The following is a 16,259-nucleotide window of genomic DNA, read 5'->3' as shown; positions in this document are numbered from 1 at the left end:
GAGCGAACGGGGACCAGCCCTTAAGTGGCTTTGAGATTAGCGGAACGCTCTGGAAAGTGCGGCCATAGTGGGTGATAGCCCTGTACGCGAAAATCTCTTAGTCATGAAATCGAGTAGGACGGAGCACGAGAAACTTTGTCTGAATATGGGGGGACCATCCTCCAAGGCTAAATACTACTGACTGACCGATAGTGAACTAGTACCGTGAGGGAAAGGCGAAAAGAACCCCGGAGAGGGGAGTGAAATAGATCCTGAAACCGTATGCGTACAAGCAGTGGGAGCAGACTTTGTTCTGTGACTGCGTACCTTTTGTATAATGGGTCAGCGACTTATTTTCAGTGGCGAGCTTAACCGAATAGGGGAGGCGTAGCGAAAGCGAGTCTTAATAGGGCGTCTAGTCGCTGGGAATAGACCCGAAACCGGGCGATCTATCCATGGGCAGGTTGAAGGTTGGGTAACACTAACTGGAGGACCGAACCGACTACCGTTGAAAAGTTAGCGGATGACCTGTGGATCGGAGTGAAAGGCTAATCAAGCTCGGAGATAGCTGGTTCTCCTCGAAAGCTATTTAGGTAGCGCCTCATGTATCACTGTAGGGGGTAGAGCACTGTTTCGGCTAGGGGGTCATCCCGACTTACCAAACCGATGCAAACTCCGAATACCTACAAGTGCCGAGCATGGGAGACACACGGCGGGTGCTAACGTCCGTCGTGAAAAGGGAAACAACCCAGACCGTCAGCTAAGGTCCCAAAGTTATGGTTAAGTGGGAAACGATGTGGGAAGGCTTAGACAGCTAGGAGGTTGGCTTAGAAGCAGCCACCCTTTAAAGAAAGCGTAATAGCTCACTAGTCGAGTCGGCCTGCGCGGAAGATGTAACGGGGCTCAAACCATACACCGAAGCTACGGGTATCATCTTCGGATGATGCGGTAGAGGAGCGTTCTGTAAGCCTGTGAAGGTGAGTTGAGAAGCTTGCTGGAGGTATCAGAAGTGCGAATGCTGACATGAGTAACGACAATGGGTGTGAAAAACACCCACGCCGAAAGACCAAGGTTTCCTGCGCAACGTTAATCGACGCAGGGTTAGTCGGTCCCTAAGGCGAGGCTGAAAAGCGTAGTCGATGGAAAACAGGTTAATATTCCTGTACTTCTGGTTATTGCGATGGAGGGACGGAGAAGGCTAGGCCAGCTTGGCGTTGGTTGTCCAAGTTTAAGGTGGTAGGCTGAGATCTTAGGTAAATCCGGGATCTTAAGGCCGAGAGCTGATGACGAGTGTTCTTTTAGAACACGAAGTGGTTGATGCCATGCTTCCAAGAAAAGCTTCTAAGCTTCAGGTAACCAGGAACCGTACCCCAAACCGACACAGGTGGTTGGGTAGAGAATACCAAGGCGCTTGAGAGAACTCGGGTGAAGGAACTAGGCAAAATGGCACCGTAACTTCGGGAGAAGGTGCGCCGGTGAGGGTGAAGGACTTGCTCCGTAAGCTCATGCCGGTCGAAGATACCAGGCCGCTGCGACTGTTTATTAAAAACACAGCACTCTGCAAACACGAAAGTGGACGTATAGGGTGTGACGCCTGCCCGGTGCCGGAAGGTTAATTGATGGGGTTAGCTAACGCGAAGCTCTTGATCGAAGCCCCGGTAAACGGCGGCCGTAACTATAACGGTCCTAAGGTAGCGAAATTCCTTGTCGGGTAAGTTCCGACCTGCACGAATGGCGTAACGATGGCGGCGCTGTCTCCACCCGAGACTCAGTGAAATTGAAATCGCTGTGAAGATGCAGTGTATCCGCGGCTAGACGGAAAGACCCCGTGAACCTTTACTATAGCTTTGCACTGGACTTTGAATTTGCTTGTGTAGGATAGGTGGGAGGCTTTGAAGCGTGGACGCCAGTTCGCGTGGAGCCATCCTTGAAATACCACCCTGGCAACTTTGAGGTTCTAACTCAGGTCCGTTATCCGGATCGAGGACAGTGTATGGTGGGTAGTTTGACTGGGGCGGTCTCCTCCTAAAGAGTAACGGAGGAGTACGAAGGTGCGCTCAGACCGGTCGGAAATCGGTCGTAGAGTATAAAGGCAAAAGCGCGCTTGACTGCGAGACAGACACGTCGAGCAGGTACGAAAGTAGGTCTTAGTGATCCGGTGGTTCTGTATGGAAGGGCCATCGCTCAACGGATAAAAGGTACTCCGGGGATAACAGGCTGATACCGCCCAAGAGTTCATATCGACGGCGGTGTTTGGCACCTCGATGTCGGCTCATCACATCCTGGGGCTGAAGCCGGTCCCAAGGGTATGGCTGTTCGCCATTTAAAGTGGTACGCGAGCTGGGTTTAGAACGTCGTGAGACAGTTCGGTCCCTATCTGCCGTGGACGTTTGAGATTTGAGAGGGGCTGCTCCTAGTACGAGAGGACCGGAGTGGACGAACCTCTGGTGTTCCGGTTGTCACGCCAGTGGCATTGCCGGGTAGCTATGTTCGGGAAAGATAACCGCTGAAAGCATCTAAGCGGGAAACTTGCCTCAAGATGAGATCTCACTGGAACCTTGAGTTCCCTGAAGGGCCGTCGAAGACTACGACGTTGATAGGTTGGGTGTGTAAGCGCTGTGAGGCGTTGAGCTAACCAATACTAATTGCCCGTGAGGCTTGACCATATAACACCCAAGCAATTTGCATGCTCCGAGCTGAAAAGCGAGCGAGACCAGATTGCGGTGTGTGAAGACGAAACGAACCGAAAGTTCGAAAGACTCACAAAACACCGAAAACTATCACATACCCAATTTGCTGAAGCGAGGCCATCTGGTCACGACTCAGTACCCGAATTTCTTGACGACCATAGAGCGTTGGAACCACCTGATCCCATCCCGAACTCAGCAGTGAAACGATGCATCGCCGATGGTAGTGTGGGGTTTCCCCATGTGAGAGTAGGTCATCGTCAAGATTAAATTCCGAAACCCCAATTGCGAAAGCAGTTGGGGTTTTGTTTTGCCTGTAGAAAAGTTTTTACTCGCGGCAGCGAACAAATTTGCACAGTTATTTTCGAATCAGAACACTAGAATAGCCCCACCTTATTCGGAGCCAGAGCCTTTATGTCAGAGTCGGTTGACGCCCCCGGGCTGTCAGATTTACCGCTGGAAGACTTGGTGGCCTGTCACGAGTGCGACCTGCTGATGCGCAAGCCAACGCTTGCTCACGGCGAAAAAGCGCTCTGCCCTCGCTGCGGTTACGAACTTTACGCTCACCGCCATAACGTGGTGCAGCGCAGCCTTGCCTTGGTGATCGCAGCATTATTGCTGTACATCCCGGCAAACTTTTTACCCATCATGCAACTCAATATCCTCGGACAATCTTCGCAGGATACGGTATGGAGCGGCGTACTCGGCCTGTTCAATACGGGCATGCAGGGTGTTTCGATCGTCGTCTTTCTGTGCAGCATGGCCATACCGCTGCTCAAGTTGCTGTGCCAGTTATTCGTTTTGCTGACGATTCGCTTCAATGTCGGACGCAGCTATGGCTTGCTGCTCTATCGCATTTACCACCATCTAAAAGACTGGGGAATGCTCGAGGTCTATCTCATGGGCGTGCTGGTGGCGATCGTCAAACTGGCGGACATGGCAGCTATCACCGTAGGCCTGGGTTTGGCGTGTTTCATCAGCTTGTTATTGGTACAGGTCTGGCTGGAAGTGGTGATGTCACCGCATCAGATCTGGCAGGCGTTATCAGGAGAGGACGCTCATGCGGGCGATTGATGCGGGCATTCTGGTGTGTACCGAATGCCACGAATTGAACAAGCAGGAAGCGGACACCGACGAGCAAACCTGCAGCCGTTGCGGTGCGCTGGTTCACGCCCGGCGTCCGAACAGCCTCGCGCGAACCTGGGCACTGCTGATCACGGCTGCAATCATCTATATTCCGGCGAATGTCTTGCCGATCATGACTGTCAGTTCTTTGGGTCAGGGTGACCCGAGCACGATCATGTCCGGCGTGATCCAGCTGGTGCAACACGGCATGATTCCTATTGCGGCCGTGGTGTTCATCGCCAGTATTCTGGTGCCGACCTTCAAACTGGTCGGCATCGCACTGCTGCTGTTTTCGGTACAACGACGCCAACCGTTGTCGGCGCGTCAGCGCATCTGGATGTACCGTTTTATCGAGTTCATCGGCCGCTGGTCGATGCTCGATATTTTTGTGATCGCCATTCTCGTGGCGGTCGTCAACTTCGGCCGGCTTGCCAGTGTCGAAGCCAATCTTGGCGCCATCGCCTTCGCCAGTGTGGTGATTCTGACGATGCTCGCTGCAGTAACTTTCGATCCCCGACTGATTTGGGATAACACGGAGTCGGACGACGACCATGACTGATTTGCCCGTAGCGAAAACCCGACCGGCCTCGAACTGGTCTGCCATTTGGGTACTGCCACTGATCGCGTTGATCATCGGCGGCTGGCTCGGCTGGCGTGCCTATTCCGAAACCGGTATCGAAATTCAGATCCGCTTCGAGAGTGGCGAAGGCATCCAGGCCAACAAGACTGAGGTCATGTACAAGGGCATGTCGGTCGGTAAGGTCAAGACGCTCAAGCTCGACGATGAGGGTAACTCCAAAGGCGTCATCGCCACCGTAGAGATGAATAAAGACGTTGAGCAATACCTCAAGACCAGCACGCGCTTCTGGCTGGTCAAACCGAGTGTCACCCTGGCTGGTATTACTGGGCTGGAGACATTGGTCTCGGGTAACTATGTTGCCATCAGTCCCGGCGAAGGCGAACCGACACGCAAGTTCAAGGCACTCTCCGAAGAGCCGCCGCTGTCCGACGCCAAGCCTGGCCTGCATCTGACCATCAAGGCTGATCGTCTTGGCTCGTTGAGCCGCGGCAGCCCGGTGTTCTACAAGCAGATCAAGGTGGGCCAGATCAAAAGCTACGTGCTTTCGGAAGATCAGAGCACCGTTGAACTCAAAGTCTTCATCGAGCCGACTTACGCCAAACTGGTGCGCAAACATACGCGTTTCTGGAACGCCAGCGGCATCAGCATCGACGCTAACCTGTCCGGCGTGAAAGTGCGCAGCGAATCGCTGGCCAGCATCGTCGCCGGCGGCATCGCCTTCGCTACGCCGGAGAACCGCAAGGACAGTCCGCCGACCGATCCAAGCCTGCCGTTCCGTCTCTACGAAGACTTTGACGCGGCGGCTGCCGGGATTCGCGTGAAGGTCAAACTCAGCGATTTCGAGGGCCTGCAGGCTGGCCGTACGCCGGTAATGTACAAAGGTATTCAGGTCGGCAATCTGAAAGCGCTGAAGGTCGATCCGGATCTGAACAGTGCCACTGCCGAGTTGACCCTTGATCCGCTCGCTGAAGATTATCTGGTCGACGGCACGCAGTTCTGGGTGGTCAAACCGTCAATTTCTCTGGCCGGTATCACCGGGCTGGAGGCGCTGGTGAAAGGTAACTACATCGCCGTGCGCCCGGGTGACAAGGGCGCTGCGCCGAAGCGCGAGTTCGAGGCACGGCCGAAAGCTCCGCCACTGGATCTGCGTTCGCCGGGTCTGCATCTGGTGTTGTTCACTGATGTCCTCGGCTCCATCGATGTCGGCAGCCCGATTCTGTACAAGCAGGTCAAGGTTGGTTCGGTTCAGAGCTATCAGTTCTCCAAGACCCGCAAGCAACTGGTGATCGGAGTTCACATCGAGAAGGAATACGAAAACCTGGTCAACGCTTCGACCCGCTTCTGGAATGTCAGCGGAATCACACTGACCGGCGGACTGACCGGTGGCATTCAAGTGAAGAGCGAATCGCTGCAGACCCTGATGGCCGGCGGTATTGCCTTCGAAACACCGCAGGCCAAGGCGCCGTTGCAAAAGCGTATTCCACGTTTCCGCCTGTTCGCCAACCATGATGAGGCGAATCAGAAAGGCACGCTGGTGACGATCAAAGTCGATCGCGCTGATGGCCTGCGCAGCGGCACCCCGGTACGTTTCAAGGGCCTTGATGTTGGCAAGATTGAAAGTGTCGACCTGACTGACGATCTGCAATCGGTGATCCTCACGGCGCGCATCACCGAAGTGCCAGAGAAGATCGCCCGGGTCGGCAGCCAGTTCTGGGTGGTCAAGCCGGAGTTGGGCTTGATCAAGACCGCGAACCTGGAAACCCTGGTGACCGGGCAGTACATCGAAGTGCAGCCAGCGGCGAAGAGCCTCGGCCCGCAGAAGAGCTTCGTGGCGCTGGCCAATGCGCCGGAAGTGACCAAGCAAGAAGCGGGGCTGAGTCTGGTATTGAGCGCTGCCCGTCGTGGTTCGCTGAAGCCGGGCGTGCCGGTAACTTACCGTGAAATTACCGTGGGTAAAGTGACCGGTTATGAACTGGGGCAGACGGCGGATCGTGTGTTGGTGCACATTCTGATCGAGCCTAAATATGCGCCGTTGGTGCGCAGTGGCAGCCGGTTCTGGAACACCAGCGGTGTCGGTTTCGATATCGGTTTGTTCAACGGGCTGACGGTGCGCACCGAGTCGCTGGAGACGGCGATTCAGGGTGGGATTGCTTTCGCCACGCCGGATGGCGAGCGCATGGGTAACCCGGCGCGGGCTGAGCAGACGTTCCCGTTGTTCGACAAGTTTGAGGACGAGTGGCTGACGTGGGCGCCGAAGATTTCGCTCGGTAAGTAAATCCTGCGGTGTCTGAAGTGGCGCCATCGCGAGCCAATTCAGCACGAATCCCAAGCCATAAAAAAGGGCCGCGATCCCATCAGATCGCGGCCCTTTTTTTGTCTTCAGCTAAAACCGATCAAACCGCATCCAGCTCCGGCTCATCCGCTTCAACATTCACCGTAGCCTTCACCACATCATGGCGACGGATGTACTTCCAGTCCGCTTCATCAATGTAGATTCCCGCCGGCCCGCTACCACCTTCCAGGTCGATCGCGACACTGGCGCAGACCTGCGGCTTCACACTCGCCAGAATCGGCACGAAGCCCAGTTGCAGACTGGTTTCCAGCAGTGCGGCCTGGTTCTTCTCGTCGATGTCTGCTGCCTCGTCGAGGTAGTACGGCAGACGCACGCGACCGGCTTGGTCACGATCCATCAAGTGCAGCAACAAGTACATGTTGGTCAGCGCCTTGATGGTCATGGTCGTGCCGTTGGACGCCGCGCCATCGATGTCTGTGTGGATCACCGGCTGGCCGTTGACCTTGGTGATCTCGAACGCCAGTTCGAACAAGTCCTTGAGGCCGAGCTGGTTGTGGTTTGCCGCCACCAGCCGCGCCAGGTATTCCTTGGCTTCTTCGTTCTTGTTGTCCTGCTCGGCGCTCTGGCTGAGATCGAACACCGACAGGGTTTCGCCTTCTTCGTACTGACCGGCGCTGTGGATGATCTGGTCAATGTGCTTGAGCGCTTCCTTGTTCGGCGCGAGGACGATGCGGAAGCTCTGCAGGTTGGAGACCTGACGCTTGTTGATCTCGCGGTTGAACAACGCCAGTTGATGCTCGAGGCTGTCGTAGTCGCTACGAATATTGCGCAGGGTCCGAGCGATGTCGGTGACCGCGGCACGACGCGCCTTGCCCAGCGTCAGCGCTTCATCGGTACGGTGCGCGTACGCGTTGATCAGCAGCGACAGACGCCGCTCCATATCGTCTTCGCTGTCGAATTTGGCCACACCTTTGAGGCGTACCTGCGCGTACAGCGCTTCGATCTGACCGTCGGCGCGCAACAGGCCTTGCCAGCTGTCCTGATAGTCGTTGAGCAGCGGCAGCAGATTGTCCATTGAGTCGTCGACCGGGTCCATGAATGGCGTACCGAACGGCAGGTCCGCCGGCAACAACTGACGACGGCGCAGGGCATCGTCGAGGGTGCGTTGTTTGGCTTCCATGTCGGCGATCTGCCGGCCCACCAGTTGCAGCTTGGCCGACAGCTGCTGGACACGCTCGGTGAAGGCATCGCTGGAACGCTTGAGTTCGTCCTGCGCGCCTTCCATCTGCGCCAGTTGCTCGAGCTTGTCGCTTTCTTCGGCGCTCAAAGTCTGCGTGCGGCGGAAGTCTTCCAGTGCTTTCTGCGCGTCCAGCACTTGCTGGTACAGCGCTTCGGTCTGGGTCTTGCTCGCGGCGCGGTCGGCGGCCACGGCCTGCTGGGTTTTCAGTTGCTTGAGTTCTTTTTCCAAGCGTTCTTTCTGATCGCGCAACGCGGCACGATCGGCCAGTGCTTGCAGGGCCGGCGGCTCGATGTGCGAGATGTCGATCGACAGGCCCGGCACTTCGAAGCGCTCGCCTTTGAAACCATCGAGAATCAGCTCAACCGATTTGACCCACTCGCCATCGTCGTCGAGGGTGATGCCGTGTTCGCCCAGCGGCAGGCTGAACAGGGCGCTGTTGAACAGCCGCATCAGACGCTCGACGTCCTGCTGCGAGAACTCTTCGCGCAAACGGGCGTAACTGTTGTTGTCGGCGTGGTCGAGTTGCTGCTTCACCGACTTCAGGCGTTTTTCCAGATCGCGTACGCGCTCTTCCAGATCTTCGGCGCTGAACTGACGGGATTGCGCCAAGGCGCCGGCCAATTCGTCGTGAGCGTCTTTGGCGGCGAGCAATTGTTGCTCGAGCACTTTGACGTCGTCGACCAGGGCAAAGCGATTCTTCAGCACCGACAGCTCGCCGAGCCAGCGCTGAATGCCGGAAATTTCCCGCTCCAGACGCATCAGTTCCTGGGTGCCACCGCGTTGATCGTTTTGCAGGCTGTCCTGCTCGCCACGGTAGTGATCGGCCTGAATGGTCAGCTCTTCTTTACGCGCACTGGCGTAGTCGGACCAGGTGCCGAGCAACGAGTCGAGCAGCGGCGACAGGCGATGCAGTTTGCCGCGCAGCACGTCGCGCTGTTTCACGCCGTTGGCCAAGGCTTCAACCAACGGGCCGGCAGCGACCAGCGAGTTGTAGTCCTGTTCCATGCGTCGCACATCGCGGAAGGCTTCTTCGCACGCGGCGATGTAATCGACGCTGCCGGAACGCAGGCTGTGTTCGAAGGCATCGAGGAACAGCTGCTTGAGCTTGGCCGCGGTGATTTCACGCATGTGCAGCAGGTTGATGAACAGCGCGCGGAAAGTCTTCAGGCTCTGCTCGCTGGTGGAGCGCAGCGGGATCAGGGTCAGGTCCAGCGGAATCGAAGTGTGACCACCCACCAGCAGACGACGCAGCTCATCCGGCTTGAGTTCGTAAGCTTTCAGGCCTTCTTTCTCAAGGTTGCTGAACAGCTCTTTCTGACGCAGGCAGGTGTCGTTCTTCTGGTAATGCGCCAGATCAAGCTTACCGGCGTAAGCGAAGAACTGGTGACCAAAACCACCGCCCGGGCCGCGACCGACCACGCCGATCACGTGCGGGCCATGGGGCAGGTTCACTTCGACGAGGATGTAGCTGGTGTCGGAAGCGAAGTAGAAGCGCCGCGATTGTTCGAGGCTGTACTTGCCGAAACTCATGTCCGACATGCGCGCCAGAATCGGGAATTGCAGGGCGTTGATCGACGCCGATTTACCGAGGTTGTTCGCGCCGTAAACCGACAACGGTTCTTCCAGCGGGAACAGGCCGAGGCTGTAACCGGCGGTGTTCAAAAGGGCAAAGCGGCGGATGCCGTAGCGTTCCTGGCTCATGCGTCGGACTCCTGTTCTTCGGCAATGGCGCGGGCCAGTGCGTCTTCTTCGCTCTCTTCATCAAATTCGGTGAGGTCGAGCGGATCGTCGGTTTCGAGGAATTTGGCTTCCGCCGCTTCGTCGATCAGCACCGGTGCCGGCAGCGGCAATACGCTGTGCACGCTGGCCGCCAGATCGCGATCCTGCTGCACCGACAGGCACACATCGAGGAAACGGTGCATCGGCGGCAGGAAACGGTACACGCCGTTTTCTTCGCTGGCGAAACCGAGTTGAGTCATGCGGCGCATGATCTTTTCTTCGAGCTCTTCAACGGTCTGCACTTCGGCCTGAATGAACAGGTCGCGGTATTTCTCCAGCAGCGACGGCAATTCTTCGCGGCCGAGGCTGCCGCCATCGAGCACGGCGATCGGGTCGCGGCCCTGATCGGCCAGATGCTCGACGAGGATGAAGGTGAACAGCGCCAGACGCTGGGCCGTCTTGTTCACCGCCGCAGCGGCCATGTCCGGCACGAAGTAGTAGAAACCGCGGGTGTCGCAGACCAGTTCAAAGCCCAGCGCCTTGAACAGCGTGCGGTATTGATCCTGGAAGTTCGACAATTGCGCGTACAGCTCCGGGTCGCGGCGGCTGACGTGGTAACCCTTGAACAGCTCGCGGAAGATCGGCGCGAGTTGCGACAGTTCGGAAAGATCAAGATGCATTGGGGATGCTCGCAGAATTCTCGGAGGCAGCGTCGCTGGCCGAGAGCAGGGCGAAGGAGCGCAGGCTGACCTGGTGCTCGTGAGTGTGGTATTCGCGGCGTTCCAGACGCTCGCGCTTGAAGCGCTTTTCCCGCGACAGGCGCGAGAACCAGTAGAGCAATTCGTCGGTGGCGCCGTCCGGTTCCTGCTCCAGCAACCAGGTCATCAGATCCGGCATCGGCAGGGCTTCTTCGCAACGGTCGACCATCTCGCGCACGGTGCGTGGCGCGCGTGGGGCTTCGCCTTTCTGCGTTTTGTGCGCTTTCGGGAAACGCGCCGGTTTCGGCTCGAATCGCGCCAACGCATACACGTAGGCTTCGACCTGACTGGCGCTGCCGAGGAAGGTACTTTGCGGACGGGTGAACAGTGGCATCGCCGCTTGCGGCACGGCGTCGATGCCTTTGCGGCGAATAGCGGCCAAGGCCAACGCGGCGCCACGGGTCACGGCGTTGTGCCGGCGCGCTTCTTCACGCAGCGGTAGCAAGAGTTCGCGGGCATGGCGCAAGGTCAACTGGGCGCTGGTTTGCATTTCAAGGATGCGCGCGTGGGTGCGCAGCAGCATGTCGTCGTCAACCAGATGGCCGAGGCGCTGTTGCTCGCTGAGCATCTTCAGCAGCACGGTTTCGACTTTGCGCACGCCTTGTTCGAAGGCGCCGTCGGCGTTCACCAGATCGATCATCGGCTCGACGTATTCGTCCCAGGTCGCCAGTACTTCAGCGTAACGCTGACGCAATGGAATCTGTCGATCGCTGGTCTTCGCCCGTTCGGCCACGGCGACCAAGGCCTGTTCGTCGTTGTCGAGCTTCTTCAACACGTCGCGGACACGCATGTCGAGCAGGCGCAACTGGCGGGCCAGGTCGTGGCCGTCACGGACTTCGAATGCGTCCTGGATGTAACCGGCCAGACGCTCGAGGTGACGCAGATAGGCTTCGATTTCCAGGCACAGGCCCAAGCGGTGTTCACGGCGCAGGTACGCGAGGAAGTCGTGGATCTGCGCGTTCAGCTCGAAACGGTTCGGGCTTTTCGCCACCGGAATCAGAATATCGAGGCGAATCCACACGTCGAGCAGGCTGGTGATGTCCTGCGGTGTGCTGTCCAGTTGTTGGGCGGCCAGTTGCGTGCGCAGTTCGTTGAGGCTCAGTGTGCCTTGGTCGAAGTGCTCGCACAGTGGCTCCAGAAGTGCCCAGTGTTCAGCGAGGGCGCGCAAGACGCGCTTGGGTTCGATCATCGGAATGGCCGGCTGGTTGACGATTAAAAGCCGCGATTGTACTGCATCACGAAGGATGCGATTCACTCTCGGGACGGGCTGTCGCATTTTCCAAGGGAGGGAGCTTAGGTAAAGGCTATCGATCAACAGCAAGCGATCTTGAACGAAGGGCGGTAGAATCAGCCTACTTCAGTTATCCACAAGTGGCCGACCCTTTGCTTATCGAGTCCCGCCGCCGCGCCTATTTGAACGCCATGCAGGTGGTCAACTGGCTGCCGCGCACCGAATTGCCCTTCGCCGCGCTTTCGCGGCCCGAGCTGTTGGACATGCCCGAGCCCGAGGTAGAGGCGCCGGTGGTGCTTGCGCCTCAGGTCGAAACGCCCGCGCAGCCTGCCGTTCGTCCGGCCGAACGGCCGAAGATCGAAGTGCCGCGCCCTTCGTTGGCCAGCACCCGGACCAACGCCAAACCGGTGGAAGAGGCCGACGACACACCCGTCGTCGCCAAACCGGCACCGGTGCCGCCACCGCGTTTCGCCTTGCAATTACTTCGCGCCGGGCGTTGCCTGCTACTGGTCGAGTTACCCACAGGCGAACCGTTCCAGAGCCGTGATCCAGCGTATTTGCTGTTGAAAGACATGCTGCGCGCCGCCGGTCTGCCGGATGCGCCGCAAATCGTCGGCGAGCCAGTGCGTTGGCCGTGGTTAAATCGCGGCACCATGGATCAAGGCCCGGAAGCGGCGCGTGACTTCGTTCAGGGTTTCCTTTCGGTGCAAATGGAAGCCGCTCCGTGCGCCTGCCTGTGGCTGATCGGCCTGCCAGCGGTGCGTTTTGCCGGTGAAGCGGATGCCGAAGCGTTCAATCGTGAATTGCAGATCGAAGGTCTGGGTTCGGCCTGGGCCATTCCCGGTCTGGAATTGTTAATGGAAGAGCCACAGCGCAAAGCCGCTGTGTGGCAAGCCATGCGTCGGCTGATGGCGCGCTGGAAAGAATCGAATGAGTGAAGCTGTATCGTTCCGCCCGATGACCGAAGCGGATCTGGAAACCGTGCTGAAAATCGAGTACGCCGCTTACAGCCATCCGTGGACTCGCGGGATTTTTCTTGATGGGCTGGGCAAGTACCAGATCTGGCTGATGTTCGAAGGTGAGCAGCAGGTTGGCCACGGGGTGGTGCAGATCATTCTGGATGAGGCGCATCTGCTCAATATCACCGTCAAACCGGAGAATCAGGGGCGCGGGCTGGGGCTGACGTTGCTCGAGCACTTGATGTCGCGGGCGTATGCGGCTTCGGCACGGGAATGTTTTCTGGAAGTGCGCGACAGCAATACGGGCGCGTTCAAGTTGTACGAGCGTTATGGCTTCAACGAGATTGGCCGGCGTCGGGATTATTATCCGGCGGTGGGTGGGCGTGAAGATGCCGTGGTCATGGCCTGCACCCTGGTTGACTGACCGTCGTTAAAAGCTTCGCGAGCAGGCTCGCTCCCACAGTGGATTTGATTCGCACACAACTTTTGTGATCAAACCAAAAACCTGTGGGAGCGAGCCTGCTCGCGAAAGCGTCCTTTCAGGCAACGAAGATCAGCGGTTGCCATCCATCGGATCCCGCCGCGCCAGCTCCGCTTCATCCAGGCCATTGCCACCGCCAATGTCATCCTCGTCGACAACGCTCAAATCCCAATCCGCCTGATTGCCTTGGCCAGCCTCTTCGGCATCCCGCGCGCCGTCTTCATGGATCAGGGTTTCCGGGCTCATGTCATCGTCCGTCGGCTCATGATCACTGACTGACGCACCGGTCATGCCCGCCTCACGCACGCGCTCGTTGGGCATCAACTGCTCACGTTCACGCTCGGGAATTTCATCGCCAATCTTCGCGCTGGGTTCGTCTTCATCGAAATCCAGCTCATGCACCGAACCCATACGGTCTTCGTTATCATCGATGGGCTCCGGTTGCACCGCATCGTAAGGGCGTCGTGAATCAGTCATGGCAATTCCTCATACTGTGGGCCTTACTTAGGTGGACTCACCAGGCACACGAGAATTCCAATGAAATCACTTGCGGTGGCGGCGTGACCCCGACGGGCGGTCGTCTGTCATACCAGCGCATCTTTCTTGAGGCCTTACAGCATGCATGACTTACAAGACCTGATTGATAACAACGAGCGTTGGGCTGACGCGATCACCAAGGAAGACCCGGATTTCTTCGCCAAACTGGCGCGCCAGCAAACGCCGGAATATCTGTGGATCGGTTGTTCCGATGCGCGTGTGCCGGCCAACGAGATCGTCGGCATGCTGCCGGGCGATCTTTTCGTACACCGCAACGTCGCCAACGTGGTGCTGCACACCGACCTCAACTGCCTGTCGGTGATCCAGTACGCGGTCGACGTGCTCAAGGTCAAACACATCCTCGTCACCGGCCACTACGGCTGCGGCGGTGTGCGCGCTTCGATGCAGGACCGGCAGTTCGGTCTGATCGACGGCTGGCTGCGTTCGATTCGTGATCTGTATTACGAAAAACGTGAAGAACTGGCCAAGTTGCCGACTGAAGAAGAGCAGGTTGATCGCATGTGCGAACTCAACGTGATCCAGCAAGTGGCCAACGTCGCCCACACCAGCATCATCCAGAACGCCTGGCATCGCGGGCAGAGCCTGTCGATCCACGGGTGCATCTACGGCATCAAGGATGGCCGCTGGAAAAGTCTGAACACCACCATCAGTGGTTTCGAGCAACTGCCGCCGCAGTATCGTTTGCGTCCGGTTGGCGCGGTATAACGCACCTTTCAGCGCAGGCCGGAATGCCGCCAGCGCCGTAGAAAGTGCTGGCCTTCGAGACTGGGTGGTTCGTCGTAGCCGGTGATCCACCCACGGCAGCGTGGCGAACCGCAACCGCAGGCAAACTGGTGCAGCAATTTGTCTTCGGTGGCGGTGTAGTCCATGGTCAGCCGTTCGCCCCTGTGGATATCTTTCAACGCCCACAGCCACAACTCGCTCATGTCGAGAAACACGTTGGGGTCGCACGCGTGTTCGATCAAACCGCAAAAACGCGGATCGTAGATATGGATGCCCGTCAGCAATTGTCGGGTCTGGCGGCAGCGATACGGCAGTAATTGCCCGGACACCCGGCAAATCCGGTGGGTGTGCAGGAACTCGCGCCGCGCAGCGACCGCCGCCGGGGCACCGTACCCATCCTGAAGGATTTCGAAATCGGCGCTGGCCGGAAACCCCAGACGCACGGGCAGACCGGCGAAGGGATAAATACCTTTAGTATCGCGTGGCGGCGAATGCGCCTTGGCGTGGATATTCATATCAGTCCTTGTCGCAAGGCTTTTGCGACTTCCTTGGGTTGACGTCCTGTCAGCGCTGCAATACTGCTGGTTGGATCCAATCGTGTCCTATTAGGTATAGCGGGTCTACTGTCAGATCTGACAGGCGATTTAGACGCTTTCCCGCGTCAGCCTTGGCTGACACGGGAAGGCTTCAGGCGATTACAGGTGCGGGGCGGGGATTGCGGTGGCTGGCAGGGGTGCCTGCAATTGCTTCAGTTGAGCCTTGATCGGGGTGGTGGAGCACTTGGCGGTGGCTTGTTCCGGGGTCAGATTACGGATCGAGGTGTAGAACAGCTCGCAGGTTTTGACTTTCTGCGTGACCTGCCACGTCTGTGTGCAACTGCTGAGGGTAGCCTGGGCATCGCTGCCCGGTTTGCTGCCCATCCCGGCCTGCCAGCAGGCGGCACTCAAATCCTGACCCATGACTTTCAGGCCTGCTGCATCAGCCTTCGCCTGCGCATCGTCGCCGGTGTAGCTTTTCGGGTCGGCGGCGTACCAGATGTAACTCGGGTGGTTGGAACCCAGCACCGACACTTTCACGCCTTCGCTCGGGCTGATGGTCGCCAGCCCCAAGACATTCACGGTTGGCCCGTATTGTTGCTTGATCCAGTTACGCACCGGCGCGCCGAACGCGACCATCGGCAGCGTCGTGCCGCTGGCGGTCTGGCTGAACTGTTTGACCAGGGTGGTCTGGTAGTCCTTGAAGTAGTCATACACGCCTTCCAGATCACTGCCAGCATTGGACGGCGCAGCGATCGGGGCGATATCGATGATGGTTTGATAGGCCGGCGTCTGCCCGGCAGGAATGCCATTGTCAGTCAGCAGCGTCGCCCAACGATCGGTGGTGTTCGAACGCAGATAATCCTGCGCCTGGGTCAGCGAATAATCCGGCGGGAAGTGCAGCAATTCGACGCTTTTGCGGTTTTCCAGAGCCATGCCCAGCGGCAGGAACAGATACCAGCTGTAGGCCCATTTGCCGTCGGCGTTGAGTTTGCTCGCGCCGGTGTAAGCCAGATCCCCTGCATCCAGCAGCGCCGACAGTGGTTTGTCGTAATCCTTCGGCACGCCGGTGATTTCGGCATAGAGCTGGCCGTTGTCGGTTTTTATCAGCACCTTGGCATCGGCATAACCATCGCGTTGCACGCTCTGGTTCAGGTAATGGGCGACGGTCTGTTCCAGCGTCCAGTTGCGGTAGCAGATCACGTTGCAGTTGTTGGGGTAGGCGAAGAGGCGGGTAACACGCTCGGTGCTGCCCAGTTTCAGGTCGACATCGGCGTGGGCGGCCGCGCTCAGCGTGAGCGCGGCGAGCGTGAGTCCTGCGAGTTTGAACATGCTCAGATCCTTTTCAGCGTGGGTTCCCCGCGAGTCGGGGGCGGCTCATATTGGATCA

At 58.0% G+C, this 16,259-nt stretch carries 12 protein-coding genes and 2 rRNA genes (1 of these 14 only partly in view); 8 read left to right on the top strand and 6 right to left on the bottom strand.

Translation table 11 applies throughout. The annotated features are described in order from the left end of the window. The 5 genes from ACZ0A4_RS19235 to ACZ0A4_RS19215 all read left to right on the top strand — a co-directional run. Positions 1–2,645, top strand: a 23S ribosomal RNA gene (locus ACZ0A4_RS19235) (it extends 249 nt beyond the left edge of the window). Positions 2,646–2,816: 171 nt separating this feature from the next. Continuing rightward, positions 2,817–2,932, top strand: a 5S ribosomal RNA gene (rrf, locus tag ACZ0A4_RS19230). 148 nt (positions 2,933–3,080) lie between these two features. Further along, positions 3,081–3,740, top strand: coding sequence for a paraquat-inducible protein A (locus tag ACZ0A4_RS19225; RefSeq protein WP_463576002.1), 660 nt, complete (start codon positions 3,081–3,083; stop codon positions 3,738–3,740). Beyond that, positions 3,727–4,350 carry a paraquat-inducible protein A gene (locus ACZ0A4_RS19220; protein ID WP_034156070.1) on the top strand — a complete coding sequence of 208 codons (624 nt, stop codon included), beginning with the start codon at positions 3,727–3,729 and terminating at the stop codon, positions 4,348–4,350. Before ACZ0A4_RS19225 ends, ACZ0A4_RS19220 begins: the two co-directional genes overlap by 14 nt. Next, a complete protein-coding gene (locus tag ACZ0A4_RS19215) occupies positions 4,343–6,646 on the top strand; it encodes a PqiB family protein (RefSeq protein WP_463575999.1) in 2,304 nt (767 codons plus the stop codon). The genes ACZ0A4_RS19220 and ACZ0A4_RS19215 overlap by 8 nt, the downstream gene beginning before the upstream one ends. A 118-nt stretch (positions 6,647–6,764) precedes the next feature. Here the strand turns inward: ACZ0A4_RS19215 and mksF are convergent, their stop codons facing one another. The 3 genes from mksF to mksB are packed head-to-tail and all read right to left on the bottom strand — an operon-like array spanning position 6,765 to position 11,570. Beyond that, on the bottom strand, positions 6,765–9,605 hold the full coding sequence (gene mksF, locus ACZ0A4_RS19210) for an Mks condensin complex protein MksF (RefSeq protein WP_102901100.1): 2,841 nt from the start codon (positions 9,603–9,605) through the stop codon (positions 6,765–6,767). Continuing rightward, positions 9,602–10,303 carry an Mks condensin complex protein MksE gene (gene mksE, locus ACZ0A4_RS19205; RefSeq protein WP_016983587.1) on the bottom strand — a complete coding sequence of 234 codons (702 nt, stop codon included), beginning with the start codon at positions 10,301–10,303 and terminating at the stop codon, positions 9,602–9,604. The genes mksF and mksE overlap by 4 nt, the downstream gene beginning before the upstream one ends. Continuing rightward, positions 10,293–11,570, bottom strand: a complete 1,278-nt coding sequence (mksB, locus tag ACZ0A4_RS19200) for an Mks condensin complex protein MksB (protein WP_463575998.1) — start codon at positions 11,568–11,570, stop codon at positions 10,293–10,295. Before mksB ends, mksE begins: the two co-directional genes overlap by 11 nt. Before the next feature lie 233 nt (positions 11,571–11,803). Between mksB and ACZ0A4_RS19195 the strand changes: the two genes are divergently transcribed. Both ACZ0A4_RS19195 and rimI read left to right on the top strand, forming a co-directional pair. Continuing rightward, on the top strand, positions 11,804–12,550 hold the full coding sequence (locus ACZ0A4_RS19195; RefSeq protein ID WP_463577599.1) for an energy transducer TonB: 747 nt from the start codon (positions 11,804–11,806) through the stop codon (positions 12,548–12,550). After that, entirely contained in the window at positions 12,543–12,995 is a 453-nt protein-coding gene (rimI, locus tag ACZ0A4_RS19190; RefSeq protein ID WP_463575997.1) for a ribosomal protein S18-alanine N-acetyltransferase, read from the top strand. Before ACZ0A4_RS19195 ends, rimI begins: the two co-directional genes overlap by 8 nt. 129 nt (positions 12,996–13,124) lie before the next feature. Here the strand turns inward: rimI and ACZ0A4_RS19185 are convergent, their stop codons facing one another. Further along, positions 13,125–13,529, bottom strand: coding sequence for a serine kinase/phosphatase (locus tag ACZ0A4_RS19185; RefSeq protein ID WP_463575995.1), 405 nt, complete (start codon positions 13,527–13,529; stop codon positions 13,125–13,127). Positions 13,530–13,670: 141 nt separating this feature from the next. On the opposite strand from ACZ0A4_RS19185, the gene can reads away from it, so the two are divergent. Then, positions 13,671–14,315, top strand: a complete 645-nt coding sequence (gene can, locus ACZ0A4_RS19180) for a carbonate dehydratase (protein WP_064120416.1) — start codon at positions 13,671–13,673, stop codon at positions 14,313–14,315. An 8-nt stretch (positions 14,316–14,323) separates the two neighbouring features. Here the strand turns inward: can and ACZ0A4_RS19175 are convergent, their stop codons facing one another. After that, positions 14,324–14,848, bottom strand: a complete 525-nt coding sequence (locus ACZ0A4_RS19175) for an SET domain-containing protein-lysine N-methyltransferase (RefSeq protein WP_463575994.1) — start codon at positions 14,846–14,848, stop codon at positions 14,324–14,326. 180 nt (positions 14,849–15,028) lie between these two features. Further along, complete coding sequence (locus ACZ0A4_RS19170; RefSeq protein ID WP_463575993.1) at positions 15,029–16,201, bottom strand: hypothetical protein; 1,173 nt, start codon at positions 16,199–16,201, stop codon at positions 15,029–15,031. Between the last annotated feature and the right edge of the window lie 58 nt (positions 16,202–16,259).

The sequence above is a fragment of the Pseudomonas sp. AC172 genome (assembly GCF_979258595.1).
This window is presented reverse-complemented; position numbering and strand designations above follow the sequence as displayed.